The 13,430-nt window shown below is 61.2% G+C and carries 16 protein-coding genes; 2 read left to right on the top strand and 14 right to left on the bottom strand.

Features of this window, described 5'->3' with window-relative positions; translation table 11 throughout:
* Nucleotides 1-957 precede the first annotated feature (957 nt).
* The gene (locus ACIPRI_RS14230) at nucleotides 958-2,043 is read left to right on the top strand and encodes a hypothetical protein (protein WP_446622090.1); all 1,086 of its coding nucleotides are present in this window, start codon (nucleotides 958-960) and stop codon (nucleotides 2,041-2,043) included.
* A 336-nt stretch (nucleotides 2,044-2,379) separates the two neighbouring features.
* On the opposite strand, the gene ACIPRI_RS14225 is transcribed toward ACIPRI_RS14230, so the two are convergent.
* The 7 genes from ACIPRI_RS14225 to ACIPRI_RS14195 form a co-directional block, all read right to left on the bottom strand.
* On the bottom strand, nucleotides 2,380-2,838 hold the full coding sequence (locus ACIPRI_RS14225; protein ID WP_446622089.1) for a TetR family transcriptional regulator: 459 nt from the start codon (nucleotides 2,836-2,838) through the stop codon (nucleotides 2,380-2,382).
* Nucleotides 2,822-4,480, bottom strand: a complete 1,659-nt coding sequence (locus ACIPRI_RS14220) for a tyrosine-type recombinase/integrase (protein WP_446622088.1) — start codon at nucleotides 4,478-4,480, stop codon at nucleotides 2,822-2,824. The genes ACIPRI_RS14225 and ACIPRI_RS14220 overlap by 17 nt, the downstream gene beginning before the upstream one ends.
* Nucleotides 4,481-4,547: 67 nt before the next feature.
* Nucleotides 4,548-6,134: a hypothetical protein gene (locus tag ACIPRI_RS14215; RefSeq protein ID WP_446622087.1), complete on the bottom strand. Its 1,587-nt coding sequence runs from the start codon at nucleotides 6,132-6,134 to the stop codon at nucleotides 4,548-4,550.
* On the bottom strand, nucleotides 6,131-7,276 hold the full coding sequence (locus ACIPRI_RS14210; RefSeq protein ID WP_446622111.1) for a tyrosine-type recombinase/integrase: 1,146 nt from the start codon (nucleotides 7,274-7,276) through the stop codon (nucleotides 6,131-6,133). The genes ACIPRI_RS14215 and ACIPRI_RS14210 overlap by 4 nt, the downstream gene beginning before the upstream one ends.
* Before the next feature lie 5 nt (nucleotides 7,277-7,281).
* A complete protein-coding gene (locus ACIPRI_RS14205; RefSeq protein WP_446622086.1) occupies nucleotides 7,282-7,578 on the bottom strand; it encodes a hypothetical protein in 297 nt (98 codons plus the stop codon).
* 69 nt (nucleotides 7,579-7,647) lie between these two features.
* Nucleotides 7,648-8,136, bottom strand: coding sequence for an SOS response-associated peptidase (locus ACIPRI_RS14200; RefSeq protein WP_446622085.1), 489 nt, complete (start codon nucleotides 8,134-8,136; stop codon nucleotides 7,648-7,650).
* Nucleotides 8,137-8,150: 14 nt separating this feature from the next.
* Nucleotides 8,151-8,459 (bottom strand): superinfection immunity protein, encoded by a 309-nt coding sequence (locus ACIPRI_RS14195; RefSeq protein WP_446622110.1) that lies wholly within the window; start codon nucleotides 8,457-8,459, stop codon nucleotides 8,151-8,153.
* Nucleotides 8,460-8,672: 213 nt separating this feature from the next.
* Between ACIPRI_RS14195 and ACIPRI_RS14190 the strand changes: the two genes are divergently transcribed.
* Nucleotides 8,673-8,996, top strand: coding sequence for a hypothetical protein (locus tag ACIPRI_RS14190; protein ID WP_446622084.1), 324 nt, complete (start codon nucleotides 8,673-8,675; stop codon nucleotides 8,994-8,996).
* Between the two features lie 102 nt (nucleotides 8,997-9,098).
* Here the strand turns inward: ACIPRI_RS14190 and ACIPRI_RS14185 are convergent, their stop codons facing one another.
* The 7 genes from ACIPRI_RS14185 to ACIPRI_RS14155 form a co-directional block, all read right to left on the bottom strand.
* Nucleotides 9,099-9,329 (bottom strand): hypothetical protein, encoded by a 231-nt coding sequence (locus tag ACIPRI_RS14185; protein WP_446622083.1) that lies wholly within the window; start codon nucleotides 9,327-9,329, stop codon nucleotides 9,099-9,101.
* A gap of 104 nt (nucleotides 9,330-9,433) precedes the next feature.
* A complete protein-coding gene (locus tag ACIPRI_RS14180) occupies nucleotides 9,434-9,862 on the bottom strand; it encodes a hypothetical protein (RefSeq protein ID WP_446622082.1) in 429 nt (142 codons plus the stop codon).
* Nucleotides 9,863-10,012: 150 nt separating this feature from the next.
* Entirely contained in the window at nucleotides 10,013-10,645 is a 633-nt protein-coding gene (locus tag ACIPRI_RS14175) for an addiction module antidote protein (RefSeq protein WP_446622081.1), read from the bottom strand.
* A gap of 2 nt (nucleotides 10,646-10,647) precedes the next feature.
* On the bottom strand, nucleotides 10,648-10,947 hold the full coding sequence (locus ACIPRI_RS14170) for a type II toxin-antitoxin system RelE/ParE family toxin (RefSeq protein ID WP_446622080.1): 300 nt from the start codon (nucleotides 10,945-10,947) through the stop codon (nucleotides 10,648-10,650).
* Nucleotides 10,948-11,268: 321 nt separating this feature from the next.
* Nucleotides 11,269-11,745 (bottom strand): c-type cytochrome, encoded by a 477-nt coding sequence (locus ACIPRI_RS14165; RefSeq protein WP_446622079.1) that lies wholly within the window; start codon nucleotides 11,743-11,745, stop codon nucleotides 11,269-11,271.
* Complete coding sequence (locus ACIPRI_RS14160) at nucleotides 11,742-12,425, bottom strand: TetR/AcrR family transcriptional regulator (RefSeq protein WP_446622078.1); 684 nt, start codon at nucleotides 12,423-12,425, stop codon at nucleotides 11,742-11,744. The genes ACIPRI_RS14165 and ACIPRI_RS14160 overlap by 4 nt, the downstream gene beginning before the upstream one ends.
* 2 nt (nucleotides 12,426-12,427) lie before the next feature.
* A complete protein-coding gene (locus ACIPRI_RS14155) occupies nucleotides 12,428-12,853 on the bottom strand; it encodes an ester cyclase (RefSeq protein ID WP_446622077.1) in 426 nt (141 codons plus the stop codon).
* Nucleotides 12,854-13,430: the final 577 nt, after the last annotated feature.

Here is a 13,430-nt window from a genome sequence, read left to right as displayed (position 1 = left end):
CCCTCGCCCAAATGCGCCAGGTAGCGCTCAAATTCATGCAATTCCTTCATCAAGGTTCACCTCTTGCTCGAAGAAGTGCGCATAATGCCTTGATTTCGCTTAAATTACTAACACAGTAAGACTAGGCACGTGTGCCCTGGACGTTCGGTTTCTCAAGGATGCGTTGCTCGTCATCCAAAGCGGACGCTGCTGGTGGTTTGGTCAGGATGTTGATGCGTCTGGCCTCTATCGCCGGACGGCTAATCAGGTCCCGCGAGTCGTCAGATGACGTCGCGAACGCCAAACGCCACCGGCTCCAGTCGGCCAGGAACGGTCCTTCCACAACTCCAACTTGAGGTGATTCACTACGCTTGGCGCGCCACGGCAGTGGCCTCATCTTCGACTGCAGTTCATCTTCAGCCCTAGGCTGCCGCCCGCCGCCGAACCTTCGGCTGCGCCGCGCCGCCGGAGGCCCACAGGTGGCCCCCTTCGATCGGCCTTGCCAAAACGAAGCGTGGAATTGCCAGCGCTCGCACATTTATGGACCGCAGCGCATCCTCGTTTTTGAGGAGCTTCCATCAATCTGCTCTTGTTACGATATGTTTTCGCCTTGCTTGAGGCGGAATCCTGACTGACAACGTAGACATTCAACGTGCGCGTCTCTGGGGAAGAAGAGCAAACAGGAAAAACGTTCTCTGCCGTCGGCAACCCGGCCGCGGTGACTCCGGCGTTCAGTGGCGTCGGATCGAAAAGAGACACGCGCAATCCAGGCACTCCCGACGGTGGTTCAGACCCAACACGGCTGCAACGCGGGACCGTCGCGATCATCCCCTCGTCATTCACGATTGCATTCCTTCGAACGCAGTCGCTGCTCAACACCCCGCTCTGCAAACGGGTGTGGCCCTTCCGTGCCAACTGCGTTTCACAGAGCACAGCGAGCCACCACAAGAGAAACGAACCACAACGAGGAGAAGACCCATGATTTCAGCAAAGCGCACGAACATTGCCATCCTGGCACTGCTCGCGACAGTGATCTCGGCTTGTGGAGGCGGAGGTTCATCCGCACCCGCGGCTCAGAGCGCCGGTGCAAGCGAAGCCCCCGCGACGCCAAAGCTCAGCCCAGACCAGCAGGCGTATGAGAACCTGTCTCTCGCGCCCAGCTCGGGAAGCTATCAATTGCTCTGGAACCTGAACTACTCGGGTCCGGAAGTCAGTGGGACGAATTACGCGGAATCCACCTACGCAGTCATGGCGGCTTCGCCGCTGACGAGCGGCCCACAAACGATTCGCCAGTCAGCGCTGGAAAACATGGCCAGCACACTTGCACTGGTCACACCTGCGCCCGCACGTGTCCTCAAGAACGGCGTGATCCTGGTCTCGCCTACGATTGGATCGTTCAAGGTGTCGTACGTCGGAGCGAACGTGCAAGTCGACAGGCTGGCCGACGACAACAGTACGGTTGTCTACTCGGGGACGCGCAGCAACTACACAACCGTGGCTCTGACTGGTGCCATGAGTTCCACATCGCCGGACTTCGCCCACTTCCACAACTCGTTCTTCTCCAACACGGCCATCCTGAAGCCCGCTTCGACCTGGGCAGCGGGCGCCACTTACATCAAGTACATGGAGACGACTGCAGGTGATCGCTATAGCGTCTACGACTGCGGCGCCACGACAACCGGGGTCAACGTTTCGCCCTGCGTGACGAACTCGACGCTGGCCACCGAGCTGGCGTCCGGTATCGCATCGGCCAGCGACGCAACGACCTACCACCTTGCCGACGGAGCCGTGAGCACGGTCGGTGGCGTTAAGGTATGGATAGCCAATGCGCCCCGCCCGCAGTCAGCGACGCTCAGCACGACGGTCCAGCACCGAACCTACTTCGAACTGAACGGCAACGTCTACACCGGCACGTTCATCAAGGACGGAACGGCGCTCGGTGGAAGTTACTACGTGTCCAACCCTGGCGGTGCAACTGTGTTGGATCGGCTCACGCTCCTGCCATTCCAGATCCGCATGAACAAGGCTGCCCGCGATAGTCTGGCAGCCGCGATGGCCGTTTGAGAGAACTCGCGCGCTGAGGCCGCCGCCATATGCGGCTGCTCACTGAGCCAGTGAACGACAGCTTTGGGCAGAAGCGAACTTCGGCTTAGGGGCCCCGAGCCGACATCACCAGCGATACAAAGCGGACGTTCAACAACTCTGACGGCGAGCGCGGACGGGCGCAAGAACTTTGACCAGGTCGGACAGGCCAGCGATCACAGTTGTCTGTGCCTGTTGTGCCGAGCGCCGCGCGCTCAGCAAACACGCCTCTCCGCAGAAGCGGATGCCCGCTTTGCGGACTGGTCGTTGCCCCGGCCAACGCAATGCAGCTGGTGCGCCCGCCGGTACTGGAGATAATCAAGCACGGTGCGGCGGATCCTGCTCAGACGGTCCCACTGCTCTAGGAGCGCGGGAACGGGACCCTAGTGGGACCACGTTGGGCGCCTCAGCGGCCTCTCGTAGCGCTAGCTCCTGCCGAAGCGTCTCGTTAACCGAGGCTAGCGCGCGCAGGTCTGCCAGCAGGGCGCCGTTTTCATCACGCAGGCTCCTGGCAATCTCTTGTTCCTTGACGAGCGCCGCGCGCAACTGCGCGACGTCGTCGCGTTTCTCGCGACCCGACAGCGTCCGTATCGTGGCGGCGACGTCTGGATACCTGTTGTGGATCAACGCAGCGGACACTCCGACTTCGCGCGCCACCGCGGTAATGGTCGGTGTACCGTCAGTGCGGCAAACGCGCTCGATCGCATCCAGCAGCGCTTTGTGCGTTGCAGTGGACGGCCGGTCTTGTCCGCCGCCGCTGTCATGCGCGCTCGGCACGTAGGTCCTCCTCTTGCATCATCCAGCCCAGATCGGCCAGCACCGCTTCCGTGGCTCGCAAGTCCCTCGCCACGCGTTCGACGGTGGCAGGCCCTAATTTCTTCGCCTCGTCCACTAGCTCCAGCTGGTGCGCGTGCAACTCCTGCCACACCAGTTGGTAGGTGTCGTCGATGACCGCATCGGAGCACCCAGCGCAGCTGGTGGGCTCATACAGGCCGGCGCCGCCGCATCCTTCGTCTTGCGCGAGGCACCAGCCGTGACCGGTGCTGCGGATGTTCACCATGTCCGCTGTTTCGCCGATCATCGCCTTCCGGTCCGGGAAGTCGTGAGCGCGCATCTTGACGATTCGTTCGCCGCCTCGACCGCCGAGCGGCCGCTCCGAGTTCAGCCAGCCTTCGATCAGCTCGACCTTCTGTGCGGCAATCTCGTTGAACACGTCGGCGAAGAGCGCATCGTCCTGCTGAGGGTTTGCGGCGTACAGCTGCGTCATCGATAGGCTGGAGTGTTTGAATTGCTCCTTCAGAAGCAGGAGGTTTCCAAGCCGATGCCGAGCGAACGCCCATGCATACGTACGCCGCAGTTGATGCGGCCTCAAGCTCCAGTCCACCCCTGCGTATTTCGCAAACAGCGCCATCCGCACGCCGCATGCCGCGCCAGACAGCGCTCGAATCCTGTCTCTCCGCGCCCCATTTCCGAGGAAGAGGCGGTTCACATCCGAAGCGATCTGCGCGCGCCGCTGGGCGTGCTTCGTGGTGGTCGGGATCTCGGCGAGTTGCGCCTTCAGGCGCGCTCGCAGAGGTTGGGACCACCGCTCCATGACTGCGAGCACGCGATGGCCCATCATCGGCATCAGATACTCCACCGCCCCTTTCTTCGTCTTATGTTCGATGCTGCGGACCCAGTGCATCGCGAACCCTTCGAACGAGTCCGTGCGTGCGGCGCCGACTTCGATGCCGACGATCTCCTCGCAACGCATGCCGGTGGTCAGACCGATCAGAAGGAAGCACGCGTCCCGCACGTAATTGAGCCTGTATCCATCACCAGTGACGCTTTCACCCCCGTCGCGCCGGTCGAGCAGGTCATCGGCCATCGCCAGAAACTCTTCCGCCTTGGTGAACAGAATCCGCAGGGCGTCCTGCGGGATCACAGGCGTGGTCCCGTGCTTCGGGTTGCGCACCACGCCGACCTCTGCCGCTGCCGACGACCCCGGCCACGGTTCGAATGCGAGTCCTTCCGTTGACCGGAACCGATACAGTATCTCCACGCCCTGCAGATAGCGCGCGAGCGTTGCAGGGTTCGCTATTCCGGTTGACCGTCGGTGGTGAATAAACCCAGTGAGGTGGATCGGGCGGACTTGCTGGAAGCTGCCGATCCGCACCGAGTGCAGGTACTTGCACAGTACACGGAGCTTCTCAACGAGCTGCACCACCGAGTTCGCGATCGGTCGAGCCAGACTCGGATTGCCCTCCGTCCAATAGCGGAACACCACGTGCTTGCATTCATCTCGGAACTGCGCCGGGACCTTGCTCCAGTCTATTCTTTGGGCCGACGGCGCAATGTTGGACTGCTCGAAGTAAGGCCACAGTTGCCAGACGACATCATGGAAGCGGCTCAGGACCACGTCTTTGCCTGAGTCTTCCATGTACGAGCTGACGACAGTGGTGGGGTCGGGTCCGCAGCCCGGTACCGAAGGCACCATCGGCAACGTCTCAAGGGCTCGCATGCAGCGTGCCTCCCAGCCTTTTGTACTGGCTCCAGAACTTTAACGGCCGTACCCGCGCGGCTTCCTTGGCCACGTCGACCACCCCTTCGTCGAATCGATCGAGCGTGAAGGTGTCGATCTGGGTGCGCAGCGCCAGGAAGTGCTCGGCCCACTCCCGCGAACGGGTGGATCGACCTTCGGCCTCCAGGAACCAATAGAAGCTGAAGAGTCTGTGCAAGTCAGTCTCGGTGCCCACGATGGCGAAGCTGCGGCACCCAAAGCACGCCAGGAAGTCCGTGCAACGCGTGCCGTTTCCAGGCGCACGATGGCCCTGCAGAGTGTCCACGCAGTTTCCAACGGGCGTCGCCTCGAGCGTGCCCACGGCGGTCCCGCCGCTCCGATACGTTTCCGGGAGGGTCTCGCCCACGAACGCGGCATTTCTCCGCATGTCGTCGCTGACGCGCAGGTAGCTCTGATCCGCAACCTCGGGCCGGTGCCCCATGATCGCCGCGACGGTGAATAGGTCGCCGTTGCTCAAGCGCCAAAGCCTGTTCTCCATCGTCTTGCGAAGCCTTGAGAGGTTCAGCGACAGCGGCGCCCCATCATCGGCCTGCAGCGCATGACGGGCCACGATCTTGCGGGAGTTAAACCCGAGCTGTGACTCGGTCATGCAGCACACCGTCCCTGCATTGCGGAGAGCCTCGCTGCGGAACAGCCACACGCGATCGTTGACATCTGGCGCGGCGCTCGCCACCAGCGGCTGCGTTCGCCGCAGGACCTCTTCGAACAGTGCTACTCCATCCAGTGGCACAGACGCTGGTACATCTTGCGTTCGCTGGAAGCGAAGGGACTTGATGTGTGTGGCGTTGCCCCGTCGTTTGAACGCCTTGAGCAATCGCATGCGAGGCATGAACGGGTGCGGGCTTAGACCGTCTCGCTTCAGCTCCAGAAGCGGAGTCGTGTTCAGGCCCGTGCGCAACGCCAACGCCAACGCATAGACCGTGAGTGCTTCTGCCTCGGTTCCGCTGAACGCGCCCTTGCTCAGCGCGATGATGTCGCTTCGCAGTGCATCGGCCAGTCGGGTGCGTTCCGACAGACTCAGAGGGGCGCCACCTTTTTTCAGCCTTGCAGTCAGGGGGAACGGATTGCGCGGGAACAAATCAACGTCCTGGTCGACGACGCCGCGATCCTGAAGTGCGAGAAGCACTGTGCGCACGTTCGTGTAGATACCGCGGCGACTTACATCGCCCAGGCCTGCGTGCTGGCGCAACCACCTCACGAATTCATCGACGTGCGCGCGCTGGAAGCCGCCCGTCTCGGGCGCAGTCTGCTGCCCGACCAGGTACTCGAAGAAGTACCTTAGCGACTTCGAATATGTCACCACGCTTGACGGCGCGACTTGACTGGCCGCAACCCTCAATTGCGCAGCGCAGGAGTGAACCCATCGATCGATGCCCCTTTCAAGCCATGGCCCGAGGTTAATCCTATGCATACCTGTAGCGTTGCGTGGCAACTCGACGACGGGGTCACCAGTGAGCGCCATGAAGCTAACGGGCGCACTTTCTTGTTCGAACTTCTTTCGTCTGACTGTCACATGTGCTCTTGAGGGTGGAAGAGTGCGTCGATCTCGTCCTCGTGCTGCAGCACGAGTTCCGCGTCGAGTTGGTTGACCATATGCAGATAGATTGAGGTGGTGGCCACCGAGCTATGGCCCAGCCGATCCCGCACGTAGATCAGCGGGTCGCCTGCGAAGTCCGTTCTCCGCAAACGCCACAGCGTGTACGTCGCGTAGGTGTGTCGCAGCATGTGCGGCCGAACGTAGAAGCCGACGCGCTTTTCCAGCGCGGCGAACACGTCAGTGAGGGCCGTGTCCACGTAGCGCCTTCCTCGTTCCGTGAGGAAGACCGATGTTTCGGTGACGCCATTGGAATTTCGGTCGAGCCGCCGGCGTCGATAGCGAATCACGTACCACCACAAGTCGGTCATCAAGTCGGTCGGTACGTCGATCGATCTGGCTCGGCCGTATTTCAGCGTCATGTCCCCCGGGTCCAGGCGCACGCGGATGGTTTTTCGATTGCGCAGGTCAGCGCGTTTGGCCGGGTTGCACAGGTACTTCATGGGGAACGTTCTGCACTCGACCTGTCGCAAGCCGCAGCGCACCATGAGCTCTAACATCAAGCGATGCGTCTCGTTCGGCAAATGTTTGATGCATGCGAGCACCTGGTCCATGGTCAGGAACTCGGGCGCGGCCGCGGGCTCGGCCAATCCCGGGCGCAGGGCCACGCGCACGCCAGCGTCGCGCTGCACGTGCCCAAGGAACCCTGGTTCGTGACGCACTCGCACGACACGGGTTCGGAAGGGCAGCCGGTCCAACAAGCCTTCGCGCTGGGCCCACTCGTAGAAGCGAGCGACCAGCCGAAGGCGAGCGTTGATGGTTCGTGCCTGCAGACCCACCTCGGCCTTTGACCAATCACGGTAGCGATCGAGGTGGCCCGGCATTCCGAGGGCCGGCATGTCAGCCCATCCAAGTCGATTTGCCTCAAGGAATGCGAAGTAGTCATACAGGTCTCGACCGCATTTCGCCCACGTCAACCTGCTCTGCGCCCGCCCGTTGGCGGCGAGCTCGTCCCACAGGAATGCCTGCGCCGGCTCGACGGCATGGCCGTCGTTGCCGATCAGGAGCGGAAACCCTTCGTAGACACGCCCCTGTACGACGAGCCCCGAGTCAGCCAGCACGAGCCTCAAAGTCGAAGGTCCTGAAGGTGTCGGGATGCGCTCCTGAAGTCCACCGATAACAAGTGCATGACCAGGTCCAGCGCGCCACCGCCACCGCGTCGCGCCCGCGTATCCCAGAACTTCGCCCCTGTGATCAGCAACTCGTAGTCGTGACCGCCGGCGCTGACGTGCCAGCGTGACGATGCGCAGTCCTTCCGAGGCTGGTACGAGTCATCGCGCTTTGTGTGGTCGGCGACCGCAGCGAGCACGACGACGGCATCGAGGTTTTGCCAACGTGCAAGTTGGCGGTTGTTGATTCGCATGGCCCCTCCCCGGACCCCTCCCGCTACTCGCCTCAAAGAGGCAGTCGAGAAGACGGCTGCGAATCTACGTCAATGGACGGTTGAGGTAACGGTTACGACCTCTAAGATCATGGTGAAGCTGAAGAGCTCTTGGCCGCTTTCTGTGTCGCGCCACTTCGTGTAGATGCCAGCGATCCCCATGGGCACGTCGCCGGGCTGGAAGATGCGCCAGCGCACGGCCTTGCCGGTCTCGTAGCTGGGCTCGAAGATGCTTTCGGCCGGCACGATGCACCGTTGGCTGCGGCGCCAGGCGTCCCGGAAGCTCGGCAACGTGGCGACTGTCTCGGTCCTGGCGTTGTAGGTGCGGCGGCCGAAGGCGAGCTCCTTGGCGAAGTAGGGCAGCAGACCAAAGGCGCCGTCCTCGACTTGGCGGTTGCCGGAGCCACCCTCGGCCAGCCGGATGAACGGCGCCAGGCCAGTCGGAAAGATTGTGGCAGTCGGTTCGTCGCGCTCGCGCACAACACCAAAGAAGCTCAGTAGGCGATCGGCTCGGGAGACAGGATCGTAGTTCGAGCACATTGATCAATGATGGCTCAAGAACGAAAAAACCTGCCAGAACCGCCACCTACTCGCGGTGAGCCGGCGCATGCCCACACGATGGCCGCCACCCAGCCAATGATTGACCACCCGAGGAAAACATTGACCAGCGCGATAGCAAGCAGGCTACGGTGCTGGCGACGCCAGGCTTCGTAGGTCGGCAGCAAGTAGACCAACGGGGCGGCCAGGAAGAACGAATAGGCGACGACCTTGCCGAACTCGTTTGTTCCGGATGGAGGTGCCTGACCCATGCTCCACGCAATGACCACCCAGAGCACAAGATATGCAATGCGCAGAAGGACCATCAATTCCCCAAGCTAGTTGTCCCCGTGCTTCCACCAGACCAGCATTCGGCCTGCAGCACAGAGACCTCAAGTGCGCCTCTGAGTTTCGTTGCTGCCTCACACTTACGGCTCAATAAATCTCTCGATGTCCGTGATGATTTGCTCAATCACCTCAGTTCGCAATGTGTCCACGGCACTCTGGTGTAGCCGCGGTGCTCATGCGAGACTTCTCCCATGACCCGAAGGCACGGTGACGCCACAGAGGAACTCGACGAGCTCGGCCGTGCGCGGCGGCGGCAGATCGTTGAGCAAACCAATCAAATTACGGAACTGCTCCAGCGCGAAGCTATACCGCCCGAGGTCTCCACGCACCAGTTGGTCACCATCGCGGTGCGCTTGGGCGATGCCGTTCGCCGAAGTCACTTCACAAGCAAGGACGAAATCATTGCCGAGCTTACCGACCTGGCCTATCAGCTCAGCCAAAGTGAGAATACGCGCCCGGGAGGTTTCGCGGTTGCAGCCTTTATCGACGCGTGGACAGGGGACAAAGAAGTTTGACTCTGCCGGCACTCAACGCCAGCTGGAAAGTTGCCGCCGGCCCATCGCGGTCGACGGCTCGTAGTTCGAGCACATGCCGCCATCATGCCGAAGACATCGGCCCTACCCAGGCGCCGTGAGTTCATCCAACGGCCCGGGCAGCACCCACCAGCCTTGCCGAACATGCTGCTGGTAGCCGGCCTCCTGCAGGCCGCGCAGCATGATCCCCCCGTCGACCTTGACCAGGAAGGCATGCTCCAGCGTCAGCAGCTCCTTGCCGCCCTTCTTGTCGTAGAGCCGGGCGTCCTTCACGGGCGTTCCGCCGCGATTGCCGTAGATCAGCCAGCCAGGCATAGGGTGGCGCCGCACCTCTTCGGGTGATAGCTTCTCGCCGCGGCGGCGCAACTGATAGATGACGCAAAGCACTGTAAAAGCATACAGTGCTTTGGCGGTAAGCACTATCCAGTAGCACGCTTTGCTGCAACGCGTGTTTTAGTTGGGCGGGCCGCCTTGGCGCGTGGCGCCTTCTTGTCTGCGTCGGAGGGTGACTTTGCTACTCCGAGACGTACTTCGAAATTCACTTCGTACGGCTCGTCATCGATTCTAACGACGATGGTCTTGAGCCCAGGGCCGCCGGTGACAAAGGGTTGAAAGCGAATAATTAGATTGGCCGTTTGGCCTACCGTGAAATCAACCTTTCTTTCTCCCTGGATCTCGGGGGGCCTTGCAGGCAAGCTATCTTTGAACTCGATCGCAAGCGAATGACTGCCGCCCAAATCGCGAATGGTTATGAGAGCCGCGAGACCATGAATCACCAATGGTGATTCCTTCGTGGGTGGCGGTGCGCCCGGTAATAGATTTGCGACAACGATCAAATCTGTGTACATCCCTATGCCGCTCACCTTTCCGTCTGCCTCTTTCCTAAAGTCGTCAGCGAGGTAGAGACGAAATGAAGGCTTGCCACTTGCCTTTGCTCGTGATCGGACTGTTGAACTTGCCATAGTGCTAATGAAAAATCGGTAAATGGGTGAGGACTATCAATGCGGCATTCCGGCGAGATCTTCAATGAAGAAGGCGGAAGGAGATTTCCCATAAATTTCAACACTGTCCTCCACTTGCTCCATTCTTGCCGCAACTAGGTCGATTCCTTGCGCGGTGCTAGGCACAGTCGCGTGGGCCGTGACTCCTGTCGCGGAATATGTGGTGTCAAAGTGCGCAATCCATTCCCACTCATGCCGTCCTGAAGCTCCGCGTGTAAATGCGGGTAATTTAGATTTTTGCAGGGGGTAAACAAGATACCGTGTCTTCGTTGCTGGGACAGCGGTTTGGACTTGCGGAGCTGGAGCTTCTAATGTCTGACCCTCAGCCGAGAAAGACAACCGCAGACCTAGTGCCGAGCTAACCTTGAGTATTGTTGAAAAAGATGGGTCTCGTTCGCCTGAAAGCGCCTTGTAAAGACTTTCGCGACTTAAGCCTGTCTTTTCAGCGACTTCAGCCATTGCGGCCCGTGACTTTGCAATATCTCCAAGTGCTTTGGCAATAAACGACGCGTCGTCACCTGCCTCCTCAACGCAAGCCAGCAAATAAAGACGTGCTTCTTCATCGTCGCGCAGATGATCGGACGCATCGAATTTTCTGATGCCATACTTTTTGGCAGCATCTTCATTCATTTTCAGGCTCTCAGTTCGTTTGCCATCGCAATAGCTCGCTTTATGTCTCGGCGCTGTGTGCTTTTGTCGCCACCAAGGATCATGAAAACGACTGTCGCGCCCTCACGATAGTAGTAAAGCCTATACCCCGGGCCGTGGTCGATCCGCATTTCAAATACGCCTTCACCCACGGGCTCAACATCTCCAAAGTGCCCCGATTGCTCGACCCGCTTGAGTCGTGCAGAGATTCGAGCGCGAGCCACCTTGTCACCGAGGGCGTCGAGCCATGTGCCGAAGGGTTCGCTCTCTTTTACTTCGAACATGTGAAATGTACTGTAGCCAGTTGGCTACAGCGTAGCCCGACGCACGGATCCGGTTAGTCTTTCGACAAGTTCGTGTCTTTTACCACCGAGTAGAAGTGAGCAAGCTCAGCCTCCAAGTGTGGCCAAGACAACAATTTTGCAAGGTGCTCGAGCGTCAGCCTCGGGCGAGTCGGTCAGGCGTAGGTTTTGGCGTAGCTTTCTGTGCTCTTTGAAAAGTCACAGAGGAGAGCGTTGTTCTGCCATTGAGCAACACCCGCAGCACAGCCGGATTCCAGCGTGGGTCCTGTTGCCGCTTCCATCGCCACCGGGGCACGTCGCCTATCACTCCGGAAACTGAACCACCGGCCCCGCAGCCTTCTTGCCAGGCGGCACATAGGCCGGCACCGGTGCGCCGCCGGGTCCCAGCGAGCGGGTAAAGGCATAGATGGCCTTCAAGTCGGCATCGCTCATGGCACGGACATTGAACCAGGGCATGGGCGGCCGCGGCTGCATGTTGCGCGCTTGGTGGATCCACTGCTGCTCGCTCATGTTGGCCATCATCAGGCGCAGGTTGCTGGCATAGGTCGTGCCCCAGGGCCCGGCCCAGCCCAGGGCATCGCCCGTGAGCCAGAGCTTCTCGTCGACCTGGCCGTTCTTCGGTCCGTAGTTGGGGGTGTGGCAATCGTTGCAACCGGCGACCTGGATCAGGTAGCGGCCGCGTCGCAGTTGATCCTTGCTTGCTTCCGTGGGCCCGGCGAAGGCACCGGCACAGGCGAGGAGGGCGAACGCGGCGGCAACGAATCTTGGGTGCGCTGTCATGGAGAACTCCTTGGACGTGATTGACGAGGAAGAATCATTTCCTTCGGCTTGCACTGAACCGGCTTGGCCGGCGCCGGCCCAGGCTGCGCCGCAGCCGCGACCAGCGCCCGGATCGCCCAGCGCCTGACCTTGCGCGCTTCGACGTCGTCGAGTCGAAGCACATCTTTGAAGACCACCATGGCTTCGGGACCGACCACCAGCGCCAGCGCGTGCTTGAGGTTCTTCATCGCCGCCGGCTTGAAAGAGGCGCCCGCCGGGGCGAGCGCGGCTTCAAGGAGCGGCGTCCGGCGGTTCTGGCGCGCCGGCAGGTGCTCATCGGCTTCGCCACGTGCGCTTCGCTCCAGTGACTGCGCCAGCATCATGCGCAGCGGCGCTTCATTGGCCGCGATCATGGCGTGCAGTGCATCGTCCACGCGCTCAAGACGGGCGACCACGTCGTCCGCCGGCGCGCCGCGCAGCGCGTCCTCCGCCTGGGGTGTCTCGATATCGATCGAAGCCTCCAGATGCAGCGCCTCGACGTTCGGGAAGTAGCGGTAGGCGGTCGCGCGCGAAACCAGCGCCTCTTCGGCGATCTCTTCCAGCGTCGGTCGGCGTCCCTGCTTGGTCAGTTGCGCTGCGGCCTGTAGCAGGGCCTTGCGGGTGCGCTGCTTCTGCTGGGGGCGGCCTTCGTTCCCGGCCATGGTCAGCCCACTTGTGGCAACTGCTGCAGGATGGCGCCGATGTCGACCCAGACGTTCTCCGTACGGATATCGCCGTTGTCGGCGAACTCGATCACATGCAGCAGGCGGAACGCCAGCGGACGGTTGCGGCCGTCCATGCCGAAGGGTCGGCCCGGCGCCCGGCCGCTCCACAGTGAATCGTCCACCATGAAGTTGTCGCCGTACAAGCGGCGCCGGGTTTCGACCTTGCCTTCGGACAGGTCGGCGAACAGCGTCTCGTAGAACGGGCGTGCGCTCTCGCGGCCTCGACTGGGGCCGGTGGGCCAGCCGACCACGTCATGCTCGACGTCGGGGGTGAGCGTGGCCAGCACGCCCTCCACATGGTCCTGGGCTTCGAAACTGAAATGCTCGTCGAGCTTGCGATCCATCTCGCTGCGGGTCAGCGCCATGATGAGCGTCCTTGGGGTGTTTGAGATGCCGCCATCGTAATGAGATTTCTGTCTCATTACAAGAAGTTTGTCTCACCCTGCGTCAAATACTGCATTGGCGGCACGCCGATCAGTTGGATGAGGCGTTTCTGCAAGGCCGCGCACGACAGGCCGACGCGGCGCCCGAGTTCGTCCATGTTCCAGTCCTGCGCCGGCTATTCGTGCATCCAGGGACCGCGGGCGGCCGACGCAGCTTTCACCGTCGAAACGACTAGGAGACGTAACAAGTGGGAAGGTTCGAACATGCGCTCGCGTCGTCGCTCTAGTAAGTTCGCGCCGGTACTGGCTATGACAGCATCGCCTCTGTGACCGGTCGTCCATGCCAAGATCTCCGTTGCGTCTGGGCGACCGGAATCGGCCTTGCAGCGTGAATTGGCCGAGCGGCCGGGACGGACAGCAACCGCTGCTGACCTGCCGGACAGCGGTGGATGATGATGGGCTGGGCCGGGCTCGGTCCTGCCCACCGTCGTCGAAGGCGGCAAGGCAAGTTTGCATCTGAGTGCCGACCTTCGTGCAGTCGAACTCGACCTCCTACCAA

Source organism: Variovorax sp. LARHSF232, from assembly GCF_052871435.1.
This window is presented reverse-complemented; position numbering and strand designations above follow the sequence as displayed.

What these genes read in the sequence shown, in the direction of transcription:
- ACIPRI_RS14155 (WP_446622077.1), bottom strand. Translation starts at nt 12,853, where the DNA reads ATGGCGCTGACCCGCAGCGAGATGGATCGCAAGCTCGACGAGCATTTC.
- ACIPRI_RS14160 (WP_446622078.1), bottom strand. Translation starts at nt 12,425, where the DNA reads ATGGCCGGGAACGAAGGCCGCCCCCAGCAGAAGCAGCGCACCCGCAAG.
- ACIPRI_RS14230 (WP_446622090.1), top strand. Translation starts at nt 958, where the DNA reads ATGATTTCAGCAAAGCGCACGAACATTGCCATCCTGGCACTGCTCGCG.
- ACIPRI_RS14205 (WP_446622086.1), bottom strand. Translation starts at nt 7,578, where the DNA reads ATGCGAATCAACAACCGCCAACTTGCACGTTGGCAAAACCTCGATGCC.
- ACIPRI_RS14175 (WP_446622081.1), bottom strand. Translation starts at nt 10,645, where the DNA reads ATGAATGAAGATGCTGCCAAAAAGTATGGCATCAGAAAATTCGATGCG.
- ACIPRI_RS14185 (WP_446622083.1), bottom strand. Translation starts at nt 9,329, where the DNA reads ATGCCTGGCTGGCTGATCTACGGCAATCGCGGCGGAACGCCCGTGAAG.
- ACIPRI_RS14195 (WP_446622110.1), bottom strand. Translation starts at nt 8,459, where the DNA reads ATGGTCCTTCTGCGCATTGCATATCTTGTGCTCTGGGTGGTCATTGCG.
- ACIPRI_RS14165 (WP_446622079.1), bottom strand. Translation starts at nt 11,745, where the DNA reads ATGACAGCGCACCCAAGATTCGTTGCCGCCGCGTTCGCCCTCCTCGCC.
- ACIPRI_RS14220 (WP_446622088.1), bottom strand. Translation starts at nt 4,480, where the DNA reads ATGGAAGACTCAGGCAAAGACGTGGTCCTGAGCCGCTTCCATGATGTC.
- ACIPRI_RS14190 (WP_446622084.1), top strand. Translation starts at nt 8,673, where the DNA reads ATGACCCGAAGGCACGGTGACGCCACAGAGGAACTCGACGAGCTCGGC.
- ACIPRI_RS14180 (WP_446622082.1), bottom strand. Translation starts at nt 9,862, where the DNA reads ATGTACACAGATTTGATCGTTGTCGCAAATCTATTACCGGGCGCACCG.
- ACIPRI_RS14200 (WP_446622085.1), bottom strand. Translation starts at nt 8,136, where the DNA reads ATGTGCTCGAACTACGATCCTGTCTCCCGAGCCGATCGCCTACTGAGC.
- ACIPRI_RS14170 (WP_446622080.1), bottom strand. Translation starts at nt 10,947, where the DNA reads ATGTTCGAAGTAAAAGAGAGCGAACCCTTCGGCACATGGCTCGACGCC.